The sequence below is a fragment of the Curtobacterium sp. PhB115 genome (assembly GCF_003752025.1).
GTDB lineage: Bacteria > Actinomycetota > Actinomycetes > Actinomycetales > Microbacteriaceae > Curtobacterium.
The window spans coordinates 16,015-34,780 of the sequence record NZ_RJKR01000007.1 but is presented as its reverse complement, the minus strand read 5'-3'; the positions used below and the strand labels follow the sequence as shown (position 1 = coordinate 34,780).

The following is an 18,766-nucleotide window of genomic DNA, read 5'->3' as shown; positions in this document are numbered from 1 at the left end:
CGTGGTCAACCCTACCGGGACTCCTGGTCCCCTGCGACCGTCCGACCGGACGGTGCACGACCGCCCGCGACGGCGCCGAGCACGCCGTTGACGAAGCCCGCGGAGTCGTCCGTCGAGAGCGACTGGGCGAGCTCCACCGCCTCGGCGATGGCGACGGCGTCGGGCACCTCGTCGTTGAACCGGAGCTCCCAGACGCCCATGCGGAGGATGCAGCGGTCGAGGACCGGCATCCGCGCGATGGACCAGCCCTGGGCGTGGTCGATGATCACGGAGTCGATCTCGTGCCGGGCCTCGTCGACACCGGTGACGATCTGACGCGCGTAGTCCCAGCTGGACGCACGCTCCGGGTTGTCCAGGTGCCGGACGGTCTCGGTGGCGAGGACGTCAGCGATCGGCAGGTCGCGCACCTCGGCCACGTACAGCATGTCGAGGGCGCGCTTGCGGGCCTTCGAACGAGCACTCATACGGTCAGCGCCTAGGAGTTCACGCGGCCGAGGAAGCTGCCGTCGCGCGTGTCGATCTTCACCAGGGTGCCGCTCTCCAGGTACAGCGGGACCTGGATGCGGTGGCCGGTCGCGATGATGGTCGCGTCCTTCGTGCCACCGGAGGAACGGTCGCCCTGCAGGCCCGGCTCGGTCTCGACCTCGGTCACGATGGACGTCGGGAGCTCGACGTAGAGCGGGTTGCCCTCGTTCATCGCGATGGTGACCATCGCGGACTCGAGCAGGTAGTTCTTGGCGTCGCCGACGACCGTCGCCGAGACCGGGATCTGGTCGTACGTGTCGGTGTCCATGAACACGTAGGAGTCGCCGTCCTCGTAGAGGAACTGGTAGTCGCGGCGGTCGACCACGGCGGTGTCGATCTTCGCACCGGCGTTGAAGGTGCGGTCGACGACCTTGCCGGAGACGACGTTCTTCAGCTTGGTGCGGACGAACGCGCCACCCTTGCCGGGCTTGACGTGCTGGAACTCCACGACCGACCACAGCTGGCCGTCGATGATGAGAACGGCGCCGTTCTTGATGTCAGTGGTACTGGCCATGAGTCTTCGGTGTCCCGTTCGGTCGTGTTGTGAAAGGTCTTCGGACCGCGCTGGGTCCCGGACGAGTGTAGCGGACGCCCGCGCGCTGCTCGCGGCGCGGTGCGCGCCACTGGGTCACCGCCGTCGCCGGGCGCGCCAGGAGTCGATCGCCGCCCAGCCGAGCAGCACCACCGCCGCACCGCCGAGCAGCGCCCCCGCCACCACCGTGGTGATCGCGGCGTCGGGTCGTGCCGGCAGTGCCAGGTACACGATCGCCAGGATCCCGGCACCGGCGCCGAGCAGCACGAGCAGGATGCGACGGATCATGCCGGACACCAGGTCGCGGTCACGTCGATCGGCGAAGAGGCGGATGTTCACGGTGAACTTGCCGGTCTCGATCGCCTCGCCGATGCGGTCCACCCGACGCGGCAGCCGCCGTGCCGCGGACACCACCCCGATGAGCTCCTTCGCCGCGAGGTCACGCAGCTTGCCCGGACGCAGCTGGTCGGTGATCTGCTCGCGTGCCAGACCGCGGGACTCCTCGAGCAGGTCGAACGACGGCGCGAGGGTCCGGAGCGTCCCCTCGAAGATCGCCAGGGCCCTGGCCGCCGCGACGAAGTCCGCCGGGGCCTTCAACCGGTAGCGCCCGAAGACCTCGACCGCGTCGTCGACGGTCTCCACGCCGATGCGCGCGCCGGGGCCGAGCTCGTCGGCGACGAACCGCGCGATGTCCCGACGGAAGTCGGGTTCGTCGTGCGCGTCGCGCACGGGCGCCATCCGCAGCACCGCGTCGGCGATCCGGGACGTGTCGTCCTGCAGGTACGCGACCAGCAGGTCCTGCACCGTGTCCCTGAGGGTCGGGTCGAGCCTCCCGACCGATCCGAAGTCGATCAACGCGGGCCGACCGTCGGGCAGCACCAGCACGTTCCCCGGGTGCAGGTCCGCGTGGTACAGCCCGTCGAAGACGACCTGCCGGAGGAAGGCGCGGAGGATCGTCCGCATCGGGCCGTCCAGGTCGCGGTCCGCGCGCTCGGCGCGGATCGCGCTGAGGGTGTCGCCCTCGAGGAACTCCATCACGAGCACCCGACGGCCGGACAGGTCCGGGTACGGATCGGGGAAGCGGACCTCGTCCGGCCGGGCACTCCGGGCCTGTGCCGCACGGAGGGCCGTCAGGTTCCGGAGTTCCGAGACGAAGTCGACCTGGCGGACGAGGTCCGCCGCGTACTGGGCCGCGACGTCCTGCACACCGACCTGGCGCGCCTCGGTCGACCACCGGGCCATGAACCGCACCACGCGCAGGGCGATGTCGACGTCACGGCGGACCGCGGCGTCGATGCCGGGGCGCTGCACCTTCACCGCGACCGCGGTGCCGTCGTGCAGCCGGGCGCGGTGCACTTGGGCGATCGAGGCGGCGGCGACGGGCACGGGGTCGAAGGCCTGGAAGACCTCGTCGACCGGGGCGCCGAGCTCCTGCTCGAGCAGGGCCCGTACCTGGTCCGCCGGCGCCGCGGTCACGTTCCGCTGCAGGTGCGCGAGCCCCTCGGTCCACTCGTCCGGCAGCAGGTCGTCACGGGTCGAGAGCAGCTGGCCCATCTTCACGAAGCCGCCGCCGGCCTCCTCGAGCGCCCGACGCAGGTGCTCGGCCTGGCTGCGGCGGAGGTCGGACGTTGCCGGGTCGCGTGAGAAGTCGAGCCGACGGAAGGGCACGAGATGGTGGCGTCTGGCGATGCCGAGCAGTTCGGTGAAGCGCCGGCTGCGGGAGCGGAGGGTGCCGGTGTCGGTGGCCGGGGGGCCGGAGAGGTCGCTCAGTCGGGGTGGGGTGGGCACGTCGTCAGTCTGCTCCCCTTGCCTGCTCACCTTCGGTGCGCTCTGTCCCGCACAGGCCGGGAGGAGCGGGGCGGCCTCCACAGTTCGGCCGACCGCGGGCGCCCGGTCGCGTCCACTGCCGCAGGCTGGCCCCATGGAGACAGCACTGGTCGCGGCGTTCATCGCCGCAGGCGCGGCGATCGTGGCCGCGATCGTCAGCTGGTTCGGGGCGTTCCAGAGCCGACGGACGACCGACCGAGACCACGCCTGGCGGCGGTTCACCTGGTCGGTCACGCAGCGTACGAGCAGCGTTGCATACGACATTTCAACAACTGTGCTTCGTGACCTCGAGACCGTACGGTGGTGGTCGAAGGCCGACCGACGGCTCGCCACCCGTGCGCTCCGGAGACGCATCGCACCCGATCACGCTCACCCACAGGAAGAGGACCCCCCTGATGTCGATCTTGCGACCCCTCCCGGACGCGCCGGACGTCGATGAGGACGACGACGTGCTCTTCGCCTGGGACAACGGTGCCACCGTTCCCGAATTCCGTGAGTGGCGGCGGACCGGCGTGCTCACCGTGTCCCTGCGGATCAAGTGGTGGTGGCGGCGGACACGGCGCGTGCTCCGCTGACGCGCAGCTGTCAGGCGCCGCTGCCGTTGTAGCGCGCGGTGGTGCCGGACTCGACGAGGTCGCGGTAGCGCTCGAGTGCGACCTCCTCGCCGGTATCCCCCTCCTGGTGCACGTCGATCCCCCGCTCGACGAGCTGGGCACGCCAGTCCGCGGGCACCGGCCCCTCGTCGAACCCCGTGATGCGCTCGACGGTCGACCCGTCGGCCGCGAACTCGAGCGCGGAGACACCCGACCAGAGGAGCGCCCCGAGGCACATCACGCACGGCTGCGCGTTGACGACGAGCACGCGGCGGTGACCGACGTCGCGGCCAAGGTTCCACGACCCGGTCCGGCTGTGGGCGAGCCCGAGGGTGACGACCTCGGCGTGCATCGACGAGACGTTCGAGTGCAGCACCAGGTTCACCCCGATCGACAGCACGTCGCCGGTCTCCTCGTCGACGACGGCCGCGGCGAACGGGCCACCGGTCCCCTCCTCGATGTTCCGGGCGGCCAGTGCGTTCACGAGGGCGAACCGCTCGGCACGGGTCGGGAGCCGCTCCGGCACCGCTGCGTGCGCGTCGCGGAGCCAGTCGGGCACGCCGACCCGGAGCTCGGTCGGGAACGGGGCGAGGGCTGCGCTGGACATGGCGGTGACGCTAACCCCGCATCGTTTCCGCGGTGTTTCCCGGTCGAAACGCCACGGAAACACCTCGCCCGTAGCGTCGGGAACAGCCTCGGCAGCGGTCGGGGCACCGGGAACGGAAGGGGCGGCGATGACGGCACACGACTCCGCGTACACGCCCCGACGCTGGCCCCGCGGCGCGATCGCACACGGACACTGACGTTCGCACACACTGACGTCAGCGGGCACCGACGTCCGCTGCACTGACGTCCGCGGCGGTGCCCGTTCGGCGCCGCACGCACGCCGTCCGCTCGTCGCGCGTCGTCGTCGTGACCCGTCCCCGTGCCGTGGAACGCCGCCCGTCTCGTCGACGCGAGCCGGTGCGCAGACCCGGCCCCGTGCCTCCAGGCCGTCTGCCGGAGGCACCCACCCAGCCGTTCCGCCGTCCCCTGTCGAGAGGACCCCTCATGACCACGATCCACCTCGCCCTGTTCCTGTTCCCCGGGTACCACCTCGGTGCCTGGCGCCTGCCGGACGCCGTGCCCGAACTCGACCTCGGCATCGAGCACTACGTGCGAGCCGCCGAGCTCGCCGAAGCCGCGAAGCTCGACGCCCTGTTCTTCGAGGACCAGGCCGCCGTCCGGCGGAGCAACGACATACTCGCCGGCGACACCCACGGGGCCGCGAACCCGCGGTCCATCCACTTCGACCCGACCATGCTGCTGCCCGCGTTGGCGATGCGGACCTCGCGCCTGGGGCTGGCCGCCACCTCGACCACGACCTACAACGACCCGTACAACACGGCGCGACGGTTCTCCACGCTCGACCACATCAGCAACGGCCGCGCGGGCTGGAACCTGGTGACGTCGTTCAACGAGGACGAGGCGCAGAACTTCGGACTCGACGCCCACGTGCAACACGCCGCCCGCTATGAACGGGCCGGAGAGTTCGTCGACGTCGTCACGGGCCTCTGGGACTCGTGGGAGCACGACGCCATCGTGCGCGACAAGGAGTCCGGCACCTACTTCGACCTCGACAAGATGCACTTCCTGCAGCACCGCGGTGAGCACTTCACCGTCCGCGGGCCGCTCACCACCGGGCGGAGCCCACAGGGTCGACCCGTCGTGTTCCAGGCGGGGGCGTCCGAACCGGGTCGCGAACTGGCCGCCCGGACCGCTGACGTCGTGTTCACGTTGCAGTCAGACCCGGTGGAGAGCCGCGCCTTCCGCGACGACATCCGGGCACGCGCCGAACGCTTCGGACGCGACCCGGAGCACGTCAAGGTCCTGGTGGGGATGACCCCGATCGTCGGCGCGACCGACCAGGACGCCCAAGACCTCGCCGACGGGATGATGGCGCTCATCCCCGACGACCTCGCCCTGAGCAACCTCAAGCCGCTGGCAGGCGGCGTGGACTTCACCCAGTTCGACCTCGACGCGCCCGTCCCCGACCTGCCGGAGTCGAACGCCGGCAAGTCACACCGGGAAGCGATCATGGCGGTCTCCCGCCAGCAGGGACTCTCGGTGATCGAGACCGCCCGGTACTTCGCCGAGGGCAGCTACCGGAAGATGATCGGCTCGCCGTCGACCATCGCCGACACCATGCAGGAGTGGGTCGAGGGCGGAGCGTGCGACGGGTTCCTGGCGGTGCCGACGCACTTCCCGACCGGGGTCGAGGACTTCACGCAGCTCGTGGTGCCGGAGTTGCAGCGCCGCGGACTGCACCGGACCGAGTACACCGGCGAGCACCTGCGCGACCACCTGGGGGTCGCGAAGTACTGAGGCGCGGCGCCACTGCGCTGCTGCGCTGCGCTGCGCTGCGACGCCGCGCTTCGGCTAGACGCCGACTTCCTGGTAGGCGGTGAAGAGCAGGTGGTCCTCGGGGCCCTCGAGGATCGTCGGCTTGCCGACGCCGTCCAGGATGATGAACCGGAGCATGCCGGCACGGGCCTTCTTGTCCCGGCGCATCGCGGCGAGGAGGCCCTGCCAGCGCCCCAGCCCGTAGGTCGTCGGCAGGTCGAGCGAGTCGAGGATCGCCCGGTGCCGGTCCACCGTCGCGTCGTCCAGGTGCCCGGTGAGACGCGCGAGCTCGGCGGCGAAGACCATGCCGACCGACACCGCGGCACCGTGCCGCCACTGGTAGCGCTCGGCGTGCTCGATGGCGTGGCCGAGGGTGTGGCCGTAGTTCAGGATCTCGCGGCGGCCCTGCTCGGTGAAGTCGTCGGAGACCACCTCGGCCTTCAGGGCGATCGCGAGTTCGACGACGCGACGGAACTCCGGCGTCGTCGGGTCGGTCACCCGGGCGACGTCCGCCTCGATGATGTCCAGGATCTCGGGCACGGCGATGAACCCGGCCTTCACGATCTCGGCGAAGCCGGTCAGGATCTCGTTCCGTGGCAGCGTGCGGACGAGGTCGAGGTCCGCGATGACCGCGCGGGGAGCGAAGAAGGCGCCGACGAGGTTCTTGCCCTCGTTCGTGTTGATCCCGGTCTTGCCGCCGACGCTCGCGTCGACCATGCCGAGCACGCTCGTCGGGACCGCCACGTACGGCACCCCGCGCAGCCAGGTGGCGGCGACGAAGCCGGCGAGGTCGGTCACGGCGCCGCCGCCGAGACCGATGACGGCATCGGTGCGGGTGAAGTCCGACTGCCCCATGATCTGCCAGCAGAACGCGGCGACCTCGACGCGCTTGGCACCCTCGGCGTCGGGGACCTCGGCGATGAGGGCCTCGAGTCCGGCGTCGGCCAGGAGCGCACGGAGGTCGTTCGCCCGCGCACCGAGCGTCGGGGCGTGCACGATGAGGACCTTGGCGACGCGCGGGCCGAGGACCGCGGGGAGCGAGTCGAGCAGACCGGATCCGACGGCGACCACGTAGCCGTCGTCGCCGCCCACGCGGATCTCGGTGGTGCCGGCGGGCAGGATCGACTCGGTCACGGTGCTCCTTCGGTGCTGGTGTCACTGGTGCTGCTGGGGGCGCTGGGGTTGGTGGCGACGGTGTCGTTGTCGCCGGTGCTGATGGCGCGGGTGTCGGTGCCGCCGGTGCTGGTGACGCCGGTGTCGGTGGCGCTGCTGTCGCTCGTCAGCCAGGCCACGACCTCGTCGACGACGCGGGACATCGGTCGGCGTGAGGTGTCCACGACCACGTGGGCGAGCTCCGCGTAGGTGGCCGCACGCTCGTCCATGATCGTCTGCCAGGCGTCGATGCCCCCGCTCGCCAGGAGCGGCCGGTCGGACCCGGCGATGCGCTCCGCCACCGCTTCCGGCGAGACGGTGAGCAGGACGATGCGAGCGCCGGCGAGGGCATCGCGGGTCGCGGCGTGGGTGACCGCTCCCCCGCCGACGGCGATGACGCCGCCGGTGGCCAGGGCCGTCCGGACCGCCTCGGCCTCGAGGGCGCGGAACGCAGGTTCCCCGCGGTCGGCGAAGATCCCGGGGATGGGTCCGTGTTCGCGGACGATCACACGGTCGGTGTCGGTGAACGGCACGCCGAGCGCCTTCGCGACGCGCTTGCCCACGCTCGACTTGCCGGCGCCCATCGGGCCGATGACGACGACGGGCGCGGGCGCGTCCCCGCCGCCGGCCGTGTCCCCGCCGCCGGCCGCGGCGCCGCCGGCCGTGCTCACTGGGCGTCGGCCGGTGCCGCGGGCTCCGTCCGACGGGTCCGTAGGGTCTCCGGGATCGCTGCGAGGTAGGCGTCGAGGTTGCGCTTCGTCTCGACGACGTTGTCGCCGCCGAACTTCTCGAGCACGGCGTCGGCGAGGACCAGGGCGACCATGGCCTCGGCCACGACACCCGCAGCCGGCACTGCGCAGACGTCCGAACGCTGGTGGTGCGCCGAGGCGTCCTCACCGGAGACGACGTCGATGGTGTGCAGCGCGTGCGGCACGGTCGCGATCGGCTTCATGCCTGCGCGGACCCGCAGCACCGTCCCGGTGGACATGCCACCCTCGGTGCCGCCGGCACGGTCGCTCGTGCGGTAGATCTCGCCGTCCTCGCGGTACAGCTCGTCGTGGGCGGCGGATCCGCGGCGGCCGGCGGTCGCGAAGCCGTCACCGACCTCGACGCCCTTGATCGCCTGGATCCCCATGATCGCCGCGGCGAGGCGGGCGTCGAGCCGACGGTCCCACTGCACGTGCGATCCGAGCCCCGGCGGGACCCCGTAGAACAGGACCTCGACGACACCGCCGAGCGTGTCCCCGTCCTTCTTCGCGGCCTCGACCTCGGTGACCATTCGGGCCGACGTCTCGGCGTCGAAGCAGCGCAGCTGGTCCTCGTCGAGACGGTCCACGTCGTCGGGCAGCGGCAGTGCGGTGCCGTCCGGTACGCGGACGGTGCCGACCTGCAGGGTGTGGGCGACGGAGCGGATGCCGAGCTCGGCCAGGAAGGACTTCGCGACGGCGCCGAGGGCGACACGGGCCGCGGTCTCGCGGGCGCTCGCACGCTCGAGGATCGGCCGGGCCTCGTCGAAGCCGTACTTCTGCATGCCGACCAGGTCGGCGTGGCCGGGACGCGGCCGGGTGAGGGGCGCACTGCGACCACGGGACATCTCGGTGGACTCGACCGGCTCCGGGTTCATCACCTCGACCCACTTCGGCCATTCGGTGTTGCCGATCCGGATCGCGATCGGGCTGCCGAGCGAGTACCCGTGCCGGACACCGCCGGACACGTGCAGCTCGTCCTGCTCGAACTTCATCCGCGAGCCGCGACCGTAGCCGAGCTTGCGGCGCGCGAGATCGGTACGGATGGACTCGAACGACACCGGGACACCCGCGGGCAGGCCCTCGAGCATCGCGATCAGTTCGGGTCCGTGGGACTCACCAGCAGTCAACCAACGAAGCATGGAGCAATCCTCCCACAGCGTTCCGCTCCGAGTCGTCGCGCCCTACTGGTAGTCGGGGTGCGCGCGGAGCCACGCCTGGAACTGCTTCACCGCGACGAGGTGCTGGTCGTAGGTGTCCGAGAACACCGTCTCGCCGGTCTCCAGGTCGACGGTCACGAAGTACAGCCACTTGCCGGCCGCCGGGTTGGTGACGGCCTTGATGGCGATGTCCCCGGGGTTCGAGATCGGTGCCGGCGGCAGGCCGTCGTGCACGTAGGTGTTGTACTCGTTCGACGCGTCGGCCCGCTCGGCATCGGTGGTCGTCACGGTGTGCGTGTTCCCCGTGCCGTACGCGACGGTGGCGTCCGACTGCAGGCGCATGCCCTGGTCGATGCGGTTCTGGAACACCCGCGCGACCTTCGGGTAGTCGGCTGCGAGGCCGGCTTCCTTCTGCACGAGCGACGCGAACACGATGACGTGCTCCTGGTCGGCCTCCTTGACGCCGGCGGCCGCCAGGTGTTCCTGCATCGTGTCGACCATCGACTGGAAGTACTGCTTCGCCGTCCAACCCGGGTTGATCGGGTACGTGGCCGGGAACAGCCAGCCCTCGAGCGTGGTGACGCCGGACGGCAGGCCGTAGGCGGAGACGTCCTTCGCGGCGTTCGCGACCTCGGTCTTGGTCAGCCCGGCCTTCGAGACCATGCCGGCCTCGATGTCGGCCAGCGCGGTGCCCTCGGGGATGACGATCGACGCTTGCACGCGGTTCTTGTCGTCCTGCAGCGCCGCCAGCGCCGACTTCGAGCTCATCTGCTTCTTGAGCGCGTACGAACCAGGCTGGAACTGGACGTCCGGGGACGCCAGCAGGAGCTTGTAGAAGACCTTCGAGTCCTTGACGACACCGCTGCGCTGCAGGGTCGCGGCGACGTTCTCGCCGATGTCGCCCTGCTTGATCGTGATGGTGACCTTGCTCGTGCCGGTCCCGCTGTAGTCGTCCGGCTCCTTCGAGCCGCCGATCGCCGAGATGACCTGCTGGATCTTCGGGGCGGCGAACGCGTACGCGCCGACTCCGCCCGCGAGCACGACGGCGACGATCACGATGCCGGCGATGAGCGGTCCGCGTCGACGCTTCGGCTTCGGTCCGCGCGGCGGCCTGGAGGCTCCACCACGTCCGCCGCGTCCCCCGCGTCCGCCACGTCCCCCGGCTCCACCGCCGCCGGTCGCGCCCGCGCCGCCGGTCGCGCCCGCGCCGTCGGTCGCGCCCGCGCCGTCGGTTCCGTCGGTCCCGTCGGGGCCGTTCGCGCCGGGCCCGCCGGTTGACGGGGCGTCTCGAGGGATCTCGCCCGTCAGCAGAGCGGCGACCTCGGGGTGCAGTTCTTCGGGTCGGCGCGCGACCGGGGCGTCCGCGGGTGAGACGGGGCGCTCGAGGGACGGGCGCTGCACCGCCGGCTCGACGGGCTCGGACTCACGGACAGCGGGTTCGGCCACCGGAGCAGCCTCGGCGTCGCGACGTGCGCGCTCCGCCTCGAGTGCTCGCGCCTCGCGGCGGGACATCGGGCGGTCGGGCTGCGGGGTCGAACGGACGGCGTCGTCGCGGTCACCGGTACCCGCCGTACGGTCGGAAGGGGTGTTCCGCCGTTCGGCGTCGCTGCCGGGCGCGATGATCGCGTTCCAGTCCAGATCGTCTGCCAACGGTCCTCGGTCTCTCGGTCGGGAACTCCACCTGCGCACCGTCGTGTCGCTGTGACGGAAGGGCAGCCCTGTCAGGGGAGCGTGGTGCCCGGAGGGGCACCGGCACTGCGCTCGTGGTCGAGCGCATGTTGCAGAATGATAACAGCGGCGGCCTGGTCGATCACGGACCGCGACTTCTTCGTGTTCTTGCCCGCCTGGTGCAGCCCGCGCTGGGCCGTCACGGTCGACAGTCGCTCGTCGACGAGCCGCACGGGTCGGTGCGCCGCGATCCGTGCCGCGAAGGCCCGGGCGTCCTCGGTGGACGGGGTGTCGCCGCCGGACATCGACAGCGGCAGTCCGACGACGACCTCGAGCGCGTCGTACTCGTCGGCGATCTCCAGGATGCGGCGCAGGTCGGCGCTGTCGTCGCGGCGCACGGTCTCGACCGGCGTCGCGAGCAGCCCGTCACGGTCGCACACGGCGACGCCGATCCGGGCGCGCCCGACGTCGACGCCGAGACGACGCCCGGACCGGATGCCCACGGTCAGCCCGCGAGCCGCGCGGTCACGGCACGGAGCGCCGCGGGGAGCGCGGCCGCATCGGTGCCGCCGCCCTGTGCGAGGTCCGGCTTGCCGCCACCGCCGCCACCGAGCACGCCGGCGGCTTCCTTGGCGAGCGGGCCCGCCTGCACCCCGGCGGAGCGTGCGGCGTCGTTCGTCGCGACGATCACGATCGGCTTGCCACCCACCACTGCGCCGAGGACGACCACGGCCGCACCGTCGCCGAGCTGGGCGCGGACACCCGTGGCCAGGGAACGGAGCTCGTCGCCGGACTGCAGTCCGTCGACGGTCTCGGCGACGACCGTGGTCGCACCGATCGTCGTCGCGGACCGGGCGATGGTCGGGACACGCTGCTGCAGGTTCGCCGACTCGTACTCGGCGAGCTTCTTCTGCGCGGTCCGGAGGTCCTCCATCAGCGACTGCACGCGCGTCGGCAGGTCGGCCCGCGGAGCCTTGAGCGCGCTGGAGAGCTGCGACACGATGGTCCGCTCGACAGCGAGGTCGCGGAAGCCCTCGAGCCCGACGAGTGCCTCGACACGACGGTTGGTCGAACCGACGCTCGACTCCCCCACCAGGTTGACCAGGCCGACCTGCGCGCTCGAGGCGACGTGCGTGCCACCGCAGAGCTCGCGGGACCACGGGCCACCGATGTCGACCATCCGGACCTCGGCGCCGTACTTCTCACCGAACAGCGCCTGTGCGCCGAGCGCCTTCGCCTCGTCGATCGGCAGGATCCGGGTCGAGACCTCGAGGTCGGTGCGGATCGCGGTGTTCACGACCTCCTCGATCTCGGAACGGGTCTCGAGCGACACCGGCTGCGACCACGAGAAGTCGAGGCGCATGTAGCCGGACTTGTTGTAGGAACCGGCCTGCAGTGCCTCCGGGCCGAGGATGTCGCGGAGCGCGGCGTTCACCAGGTGCGTCGCGGAGTGCGCCTGCGTCGCGCCACGGCGGTACTCGGCGTCGACGACGGTGCTCGCCGCGTCGCCCACGCCGACCTCGCCGGATCGCACCTGCACGGTGTGGCTCCAGAGGCCGGCGACGGGACGCTGCACGTCGAGCACCTCGAGGTCGAAGCCCTTGCCGACGATCGATCCCTGGTCGGCGTCCTGCCCACCGGACTCGGCGTACAGCGAGGTCTCACCGAGGATGACCTCGGCGATGTCGCCGGCCACTGCACGGTCCACGCTGACGCCGTCGACGATGATGCCGAGCACGTTCGTATCGGCCTCGAGCTCGTCGTACCCGAGGAAGACGGTCTCGCCCTTCGCCCGGAACGCGCTGTAGACGCTGAGGTCCGCGATCGTGGTCTTCTTGCTCTTCGCGTCGGCCTTCGCCCGTGCACGCTGCTCGGACATCAGGGTCTCGAACGCCGTCCGGTCGACGTGCACGCCGGCCTCTTCCGCCATCTCCATCGTCAGGTCGATGGGGAAGCCGAACGTGTCGTGGAGCAGGAACGCCGTGTCGCCGCCGATCGAGGGCGCGCCGTCCTGCTTCGCGCGCTCGACCGCGACGTCGAGGATCGTGGTGCCCTGCGCGAGGGTGCGGAGGAACGTCTCCTCTTCCGCGTAGGCGATGCGCGAGATGCGGTCGTAGTCGGACGCCACCTCGGGGTACGCGTCCCGCATCGCGTCGCGCGAGGCCGGGAAGAGCTCGGGGAAGGTCGCCGTCTCGACACCGAGGAGGCGCATCGCGCGGACCGTTCGGCGGAGCAGGCGGCGCAGGATGTACCCGCGGCCCTCGTTCGACGGGCTGACGCCGTCGGCGATGAGCATGAGTGCCGAACGGACGTGGTCCGCGATGACGCGCATCCGGACGTCGTCCTCGTGGTCGGCACCGTAGCGGCGGCCGGAGATCTCGGACGCACGGTCGAGCACCGGGCGGACCTGGTCGATCTCGTACATGTTGTCGACGCCCTGCTTGATGAAGGCGACGCGCTCGAGCCCCATGCCGGTGTCGATGTTCTTGTTCGGCAGCTCGCCCGTGATGTCGAAGTCGTACTTCGACTGGACGTTGGCGATCTGGTACTGCATGAACACGAGGTTCCAGATCTCGACGTAGCGGTCGTCGTCGGTGACCGGGCCACCGTCGATGCCGTACTCGGGGCCGCGGTCGAAGAAGATCTCCGAGCAGGGGCCCGCCGGACCGGGCTGCCCGGTCGACCAGTAGTTCGTGTCCTTGCCGAGGCGCTGGATCCGCTCGTCGGGCAGGGAGGAGTGCTGCTTCCAGAACGCGATCGCCTCGTCGTCCTCCTCGTACACCGTGACCCAGAGGTCGTCCGGCGAGAAACCGAGCCCACCGTCGGCCTCCGGCTTCGTCAAGAACTCCCAGGCGAACTCGATCGCCTGCTCCTTGAAGTAGTCGCCGAACGAGAAGTTCCCGTTCATCTGGAAGAACGTGCCGTGCCGAGGGGTCTTGCCGACCTCTTCGATGTCGTTCGTGCGGATGACCTTCTGCACGCTCGTGGCGCGGGGGTACGGCGCGGGGACGAGCCCGGTCAGGTACGGGATGAACGGCACCATGCCGGCGACCGTGAAGAGGAGCGACGGGTCGTCGGAGACGAGGGACGCGGACGGGACGACGGTGTGGCCGCGGTCACCGAAGAACTGGAGCCAACGGCGGCGGATCTCTGCGGTCTGCATGGTGCTTCCTGGGTGGTCGTGGGTGGGAGGGGCGGGGCGTCCGGCGGTGGCCGGGTCAGACGTCGGTGCGGAGCTCGGCTTCGCGGGACCGGTACCCGTCGGCGACGGCTCCCGTGAAGGCCTTCGTCCTGGCGTTCACATCGGCGAAGAAGCGCGCGCCACCGGTGGTCTTGGCGACCTGGTGTGCGGCGGCGAACCCGATGACGACTCCGACGGCGACGAAGAACAGCTGCTTCACGGTGCCTCTCCCTCTGTGCACCCGGGCGGTGCATGCCCGGACAAGCTTAGCCGTCGGTCCCGGAACGCCGAACGGCGGGTCGCCCTGGAGAGGACGACCCGCCGTTCGGGTGTGATCAGTGGATCAGCGAGCTGCGTAGTACTCGACGACGAGCTGCACTTCACAGGTCACGGGGACCTCGGCGCGCTTCGGGCGACGCACGAGGCGGGCCTGGAGCTTGTCGATCTCGACCTCGAGGTAGCCCGGGACCTTCGGGAGGACTTCCTGGTGGCCACCGGCAGCGGCGACCTGGAAGGGCTCGAGCGACTCGGAGCGCTGCTTGACGTGGATCTGCTGGCCCTCCTTGACGCGGAAGGAGGGGCGGTCGACGAGCTTGCCGTCGACGAGGATGTGGCGGTGCACGATCAGCTGGCGAGCCTGCGCGGTGGTGCGGGCGAAGCCGGCACGCAGCACGAGGGCGTCGAGGCGCTGCTCGAGGAGCTCGACCAGGTTCTCACCGGTCAGGCCCTTCGTCTTGCGGGCCTCTTCGAAGACGATGCGGAGCTGCTTCTCGCGGATGCCGTACTGGGCGCGCAGACGCTGCTTCTCACGGAGGCGGACGGCGTAGTCGCTGTCCGCACGACGGCGCGTACGGCCGTGCTCACCGGGGCCGTAGGGGCGCTTCTCGAGGTAACGGGCGGCCTTCGGCGTCAGCGGGATGCCGAGGGCGCGCGACAGGCGGGTCTTGCTACGGGTACGTGACTTGGTAGACACAGGGTCCTTTTCTCTGTTCGAACTGAATACTCGGCGGGCACACACGAGCGGGCACGCTTCTCACGTGGACGCTCGAACCCGGCGAAGGGATCCAGAGGGATGAGCCTGTGGGATCGGACGGCTACAGTCCGAACCTCTGCCCCCGTACCACCGGAGTGGCACTCTGTCCTCGGTGCAGCCGCACACGAGGACCAGGACTTAGGCCCGGTAATGCTAGCAGGAACTCGACGCGGCTTCCTACTCGCCGCGCGTGATCTTCCGGAGTCGTTCGAGCCGGGGGCCGACCTCGCGCTCGTACCCGTTCGCGGTCGGCGTGTAGTACTCGGTGCCCTCGAGCGCATCCGGAAGGTACTGCTGCTGGGCGACACCGTGCTCGGCGTCGTGCGAGTAGACGTAGCCCTTGCCGTGCCCGAGCCGCTTCGCGCCGGCGTAGTGCGCATCTCGCAAGTGCATCGGGACCGTGCCCATGCGTCCGGCCTTGACGTCCGCCATCGCCTGGTTCACGCCGTTGTACGCGGCGTTCGACTTCGGTGCAGTGGCCAGGTACACCACGGCCTCGGCCAGCGGGATCCGTCCCTCGGGCATGCCGATCAACTGCACGGCCTGGGCGGCAGCGACCGCGATCGGCAAGGCCTGCGGGTCGGCCATGCCGATGTCCTCCGACGCGGAGATGATGATCCGCCGTGCGATGAAACGGGAGTCCTCGCCCGCCTCGATCATGCGGGCGAGGTAGTGCAGGGCCGCGTCGACGTCGCTCCCCCGCACCGACTTGATGAAGGCGCTGATGACGTCGTAGTGCTCGTCGCCCTGGCGGTCGTACCGGAGCAGCGCACGGTCGACGGCGGCTGCGACGGTGTCCGCGTCCACCGCGGGGACGATGTCGTCGTCCTCGTCCTGGGCGGCGGCCGCAGAGGCTGCTGCGGCCTCGAGCGCGGTGAGCGCGCGGCGGGCGTCCCCGGAGGCCAGGCGGACGATCGCCCCGCGGGCCTCGTCACCGAGCACCACCGATCCGCCGAGGCCGCGGGCGTCCTCGACCGCACGGTCGACGAGCATGCCGAGGTCGGCGTCGGTGAGGGGCTTGAGGGTGAGGAGCAGCGAGCGGGAGAGCAGCGGTGAGATGACGGAGAACGAGGGGTTCTCGGTGGTGGCGGCGATGAGGATCACCCAGCCGTTCTCGACACCGGGCAAGAGGGCGTCCTGCTGCGCCTTGCTGAAGCGGTGGATCTCGTCGAGGAAGAGCACCGTGGTCGATCCGTAGAGATCGCGGTGCGTGAGGGCCTTCTCCATCACCTCGCGCACGTCCTTCACACCGGCGGTCACGGCGGAGAGCTCGACGAACTCACGACCGGACTGCCGCGCGATCGCCTGGGCGAGGGTGGTCTTGCCGGTACCGGGCGGCCCCCACAGGATGACCGAGACGCCACCCGGGTTCTCGCGGGTACCGGTGGCGAGCTGGACGAGCGGCGACCCGCGACCGAGCAGGTGCTGCTGGCCGGCGACCTCGTCGAGGCTGGTGGGGCGCATCCGGACCGCGAGCGGGACGGAACCCTGCGCGAGACCGGCGCGACCACCCGTGGTGGGCGCACGCATGCCCGAACGGTCCGCTGCCATGTCGCCAATCGTAGGCCGACCGACTGACAGCCACGCGCCTCCAGGCCGTTGATGGCACCGACTCGGCTACGCTCGTTGCACACTGCGACGAGAGGGCAGAACAGCACCGTGGCACCGAAGAACCAAGCGCGTGACAACCGCGAGGCGCGCGAGCGCCTCCGTCTCTACCAGGCACGACAGGGTCTGCACGCGCGGCAGCGACGCCGTCGCGTCCGCGACAACCTGATCGGTGCCGGCGTCCTCGTGCTCGTCGCGGCCCTCGCAACCGGCTCGCAGCTGGCGTTCGCCGGGTCGCACGGGACGACGAAGGCCGACGCCAGCGCATCCGCGACCGCCACCCCGACGCCCTCGGCAAGCGCCACGGCAGCCAACACCGGTGACGTGCCGAGCAAGTCGATCGCGAAGGGCTCGACCTGGACCGGCACGCTCACACTGAACAAGTCGATCGACCTGGGCATCGAGCTGGACGGTGCGAAGGCCCCGCAGGCGACGAGCGCCGAGATCTCGCTGATCAAGGACCAGTTCTACAACGGCACCACCTGCCACCGACTCGCGGACAGCGACGGGCTGAAGTTCCTGCAGTGCGGCTCCGCCAACGGCGACGGCACCGGGGACGCCGGCTTCGAGTACGGCCCGCTGGAGAACGTGCCGAGCGACGGCGTCTACGCCAAGGGCACCATCGCGATCGCCCGCAGCACCTCCCCCTACTCGCAGTCGACCCAGTTCTTCATCGTCTACGGCGACACGACGCTGGACTCCTCGACCGGCGGCTACACCGTCGTCGGCAAGGTCACGAGCGGCCTGTCCGACCTGCAGTCGAAGATCGCATCGAAGGGCATCTCCTCCCCCGGCGACGACGGCACGGGCGAGCCGAAGGTGGCCACGAAGATCACCGGCGCGACCATCGAGCAGGAGAAGTAGTCCACAACCCGGTGCACCGGCGGGCCGCGGAGCCCGTCCGTGCAATAGGCTGACGACCTGACCGTGCCGACGGTGACGTCGGCGATGCACGACCACGATCGAGGCGAGACCTGTGGGATCTGACGAAGCAACGACCTGGGGGCGGGTCGACGAGAACGGCACCGTGTACGTCCGGTACGAAGAGACCGAACGTGCTGTCGGTGAGTACCCGGACGCCACCCCCGAAGAAGCCCTCGCCTACTTCGCGCGGAAGTACGCCGACCTCGAGGGGCAGGTGAAGATCTCCGAGCAGCGCGTCCAGCGTGGTGCGTCGGCGAACGACGTCGCCCGGACGGTCGAGCACCTGACGGCCCTGGTGGCCGAGGCCCGGGTGGTCGGCGACATCAAGTCGCTCGAGACCCGTGTCGGTGCGCTCTCCGAGCAGCTGGGCTCCCTCACCAAGGAGCAGGCCGAGCAGGCGCAGCAGGCTCTCAACGACGCACTGGCCCACCGCGCGGCCCTGGTGGAAGAGGCCGAGGCGCTCGCTGCGGTCGACCCTGCCCGCGCGCAGTGGAAGCAGATCACCGCACAGCTCGACGACGTGTTCGCGCGGTGGCAGCAGCACCAGCACGACGGCCCGCGCATCCCCAAGAACGAGGCGAACGAGCTGTGGAAGCGGTTCCGTGCGGCCCGCTCCACGGTGGACCAGCACCGCCGCGCCTTTTACTCGGAGCTCGACGCGCAGCACCGCGACGCCCGGACCCGCAAGCAGGAGCTCGTGACGCAGGCAGAGGCACTCGCGTCCCGCGGTTCCGACGCCATCCCGGAGTACCGCCAGCTGCTCGACGACTGGAAGAGCGCCGGGCGAGCGGGCAAGCGGCACGACGACGCGCTGTGGGCACGCTTCAAGGCCGCCGGTGACGTGCTGTTCGAGCAGCGCCACGCCGAGAGCGCCGCCGAGAACGAGGAGTTCTCCGGCAACCTCGAGGCCAAGCAGGAGCTCCTCACCGAAGCCGAGCCGCTCCTCACCGCGACCGACCGTGTCGCCGCGCGGAAGACCCTCACCGGGATCCAGCGCCGTTGGGACGAGATCGGCAAGGTCCCCCGCGGGGACGTCCGCCGCATCGAGGACAAGCTGCGTGCGATCGAGGACCACGTGCGTGGGCTCGAGGACGCGCACTGGAAGGAGTCCAACCCGGAGCGCAAGGCGCGCCAGAACGGGCTCGCCAGCCAGCTCGAGGACGCCATCGGCAAGCTCGAGTCCGAGCTCGCCGACGCACAGGCTTCGGGCAATGCCCGCAAGATCAAGGACGCCCAGGAAGCGCTCGACGCCCGCAAGATCTGGCTCGACGCCCTCGGCGGCTGACACCACCGGCACCGCACACGACGCCCCCGCGACCGATCGGTCGCGGGGGTGTCGTGTGCGCGGGGCGGGGTGCTCGCACGGGCACTGCCGGTGCTTGCCCGTGCCGCCCGACCCGCAGTGTGCGAGGTTCCGAGCACCGTGGCACGGCGC

At 70.7% G+C, this 18,766-nt stretch carries 17 protein-coding genes; 4 read left to right on the top strand and 13 right to left on the bottom strand.

Annotation, left to right across the window (positions count from 1 at the left end):
• Nucleotides 1–11: 11 nt before the first annotated feature.
• From nusB to EDF19_RS09675, 3 genes are all read right to left on the bottom strand, one after another.
• Nucleotides 12–464, bottom strand: a complete 453-nt coding sequence (nusB, locus tag EDF19_RS09685; protein ID WP_123680707.1) for a transcription antitermination factor NusB — start codon at nucleotides 462–464, stop codon at nucleotides 12–14.
• 11 nt (nucleotides 465–475) lie between these two features.
• On the bottom strand, nucleotides 476–1,039 hold the full coding sequence (gene efp / locus EDF19_RS09680; RefSeq protein WP_017887175.1) for an elongation factor P: 564 nt from the start codon (nucleotides 1,037–1,039) through the stop codon (nucleotides 476–478).
• Between the two features lie 114 nt (nucleotides 1,040–1,153).
• On the bottom strand, nucleotides 1,154–2,845 hold the full coding sequence (locus EDF19_RS09675) for an AarF/ABC1/UbiB kinase family protein (protein WP_185022771.1): 1,692 nt from the start codon (nucleotides 2,843–2,845) through the stop codon (nucleotides 1,154–1,156).
• A 434-nt stretch (nucleotides 2,846–3,279) separates the two neighbouring features.
• Between EDF19_RS09675 and EDF19_RS09670 the strand changes: the two genes are divergently transcribed.
• Complete coding sequence (locus tag EDF19_RS09670; RefSeq protein ID WP_123680705.1) at nucleotides 3,280–3,459, top strand: hypothetical protein; 180 nt, start codon at nucleotides 3,280–3,282, stop codon at nucleotides 3,457–3,459.
• Between the two features lie 10 nt (nucleotides 3,460–3,469).
• Here EDF19_RS09670 and EDF19_RS09665 read toward each other — a convergent pair whose 3' ends face one another.
• Nucleotides 3,470–4,084: a deaminase gene (locus EDF19_RS09665; RefSeq protein ID WP_123680704.1), complete on the bottom strand. Its 615-nt coding sequence runs from the start codon at nucleotides 4,082–4,084 to the stop codon at nucleotides 3,470–3,472.
• A gap of 443 nt (nucleotides 4,085–4,527) precedes the next feature.
• Here EDF19_RS09665 and EDF19_RS09660 point away from each other — a divergent pair, with 443 nt between their 5' ends.
• Entirely contained in the window at nucleotides 4,528–5,841 is a 1,314-nt protein-coding gene (locus tag EDF19_RS09660) for an LLM class flavin-dependent oxidoreductase (RefSeq protein WP_123680703.1), read from the top strand.
• A 54-nt stretch (nucleotides 5,842–5,895) separates the two neighbouring features.
• Here EDF19_RS09660 and aroB read toward each other — a convergent pair whose 3' ends face one another.
• From aroB to EDF19_RS09615, 9 genes are all read right to left on the bottom strand, one after another.
• On the bottom strand, nucleotides 5,896–6,993 hold the full coding sequence (gene aroB, locus EDF19_RS09655) for a 3-dehydroquinate synthase (RefSeq protein ID WP_185022770.1): 1,098 nt from the start codon (nucleotides 6,991–6,993) through the stop codon (nucleotides 5,896–5,898).
• Nucleotides 6,990–7,682, bottom strand: coding sequence for a shikimate kinase (locus EDF19_RS09650; protein ID WP_311317103.1), 693 nt, complete (start codon nucleotides 7,680–7,682; stop codon nucleotides 6,990–6,992). The genes aroB and EDF19_RS09650 overlap by 4 nt, the downstream gene beginning before the upstream one ends.
• Entirely contained in the window at nucleotides 7,679–8,899 is a 1,221-nt protein-coding gene (gene aroC, locus EDF19_RS09645) for a chorismate synthase (protein WP_123680702.1), read from the bottom strand. Before aroC ends, EDF19_RS09650 begins: the two co-directional genes overlap by 4 nt.
• 42 nt (nucleotides 8,900–8,941) lie before the next feature.
• The gene (mltG, locus tag EDF19_RS19380; protein ID WP_260217073.1) at nucleotides 8,942–10,567 is read right to left on the bottom strand and encodes an endolytic transglycosylase MltG; all 1,626 of its coding nucleotides are present in this window, start codon (nucleotides 10,565–10,567) and stop codon (nucleotides 8,942–8,944) included.
• A 71-nt stretch (nucleotides 10,568–10,638) separates the two neighbouring features.
• On the bottom strand, nucleotides 10,639–11,082 hold the full coding sequence (ruvX, locus tag EDF19_RS09635; RefSeq protein ID WP_185022793.1) for a Holliday junction resolvase RuvX: 444 nt from the start codon (nucleotides 11,080–11,082) through the stop codon (nucleotides 10,639–10,641).
• Between the two features lie 8 nt (nucleotides 11,083–11,090).
• Nucleotides 11,091–13,748, bottom strand: coding sequence for an alanine--tRNA ligase (alaS, locus tag EDF19_RS09630; RefSeq protein ID WP_123680700.1), 2,658 nt, complete (start codon nucleotides 13,746–13,748; stop codon nucleotides 11,091–11,093).
• A gap of 55 nt (nucleotides 13,749–13,803) precedes the next feature.
• Nucleotides 13,804–13,986 (bottom strand): hypothetical protein, encoded by a 183-nt coding sequence (locus tag EDF19_RS09625; RefSeq protein WP_123680699.1) that lies wholly within the window; start codon nucleotides 13,984–13,986, stop codon nucleotides 13,804–13,806.
• A 123-nt stretch (nucleotides 13,987–14,109) separates the two neighbouring features.
• Nucleotides 14,110–14,739 (bottom strand): 30S ribosomal protein S4, encoded by a 630-nt coding sequence (gene rpsD / locus EDF19_RS09620; RefSeq protein ID WP_071255814.1) that lies wholly within the window; start codon nucleotides 14,737–14,739, stop codon nucleotides 14,110–14,112.
• Between the two features lie 237 nt (nucleotides 14,740–14,976).
• Nucleotides 14,977–16,329, bottom strand: a complete 1,353-nt coding sequence (locus EDF19_RS09615) for a replication-associated recombination protein A (RefSeq protein WP_123680988.1) — start codon at nucleotides 16,327–16,329, stop codon at nucleotides 14,977–14,979.
• A gap of 129 nt (nucleotides 16,330–16,458) precedes the next feature.
• On the opposite strand from EDF19_RS09615, the gene EDF19_RS09610 reads away from it, so the two are divergent.
• Together EDF19_RS09610 and EDF19_RS09605 are read left to right on the top strand one after the other, a co-directional pair.
• Nucleotides 16,459–17,271, top strand: a complete 813-nt coding sequence (locus tag EDF19_RS09610) for a peptidylprolyl isomerase (protein WP_185022769.1) — start codon at nucleotides 16,459–16,461, stop codon at nucleotides 17,269–17,271.
• A gap of 112 nt (nucleotides 17,272–17,383) precedes the next feature.
• Complete coding sequence (locus EDF19_RS09605) at nucleotides 17,384–18,616, top strand: DUF349 domain-containing protein (protein WP_185022768.1); 1,233 nt, start codon at nucleotides 17,384–17,386, stop codon at nucleotides 18,614–18,616.
• Nucleotides 18,617–18,766: the final 150 nt, after the last annotated feature.

Excerpts from the sequence above, each read along its gene's own strand:
- efp (WP_017887175.1), bottom strand. The coding sequence starts at position 1,039 with ATGGCCAGTACCACTGACATCAAGAACGGCGCCGTTCTCATCATCGAC.
- nusB (WP_123680707.1), bottom strand. The coding sequence starts at position 464 with ATGAGTGCTCGTTCGAAGGCCCGCAAGCGCGCCCTCGACATGCTGTAC.
- aroC (WP_123680702.1), bottom strand. The coding sequence starts at position 8,899 with ATGCTTCGTTGGTTGACTGCTGGTGAGTCCCACGGACCCGAACTGATC.
- EDF19_RS09615 (WP_123680988.1), bottom strand. The coding sequence starts at position 16,329 with ATGCGTGCGCCCACCACGGGTGGTCGCGCCGGTCTCGCGCAGGGTTCC.
- EDF19_RS09670 (WP_123680705.1), top strand. The coding sequence starts at position 3,280 with ATGTCGATCTTGCGACCCCTCCCGGACGCGCCGGACGTCGATGAGGAC.
- alaS (WP_123680700.1), bottom strand. The coding sequence starts at position 13,748 with ATGCAGACCGCAGAGATCCGCCGCCGTTGGCTCCAGTTCTTCGGTGAC.
- EDF19_RS09660 (WP_123680703.1), top strand. The coding sequence starts at position 4,528 with ATGACCACGATCCACCTCGCCCTGTTCCTGTTCCCCGGGTACCACCTC.
- EDF19_RS09665 (WP_123680704.1), bottom strand. The coding sequence starts at position 4,084 with ATGTCCAGCGCAGCCCTCGCCCCGTTCCCGACCGAGCTCCGGGTCGGC.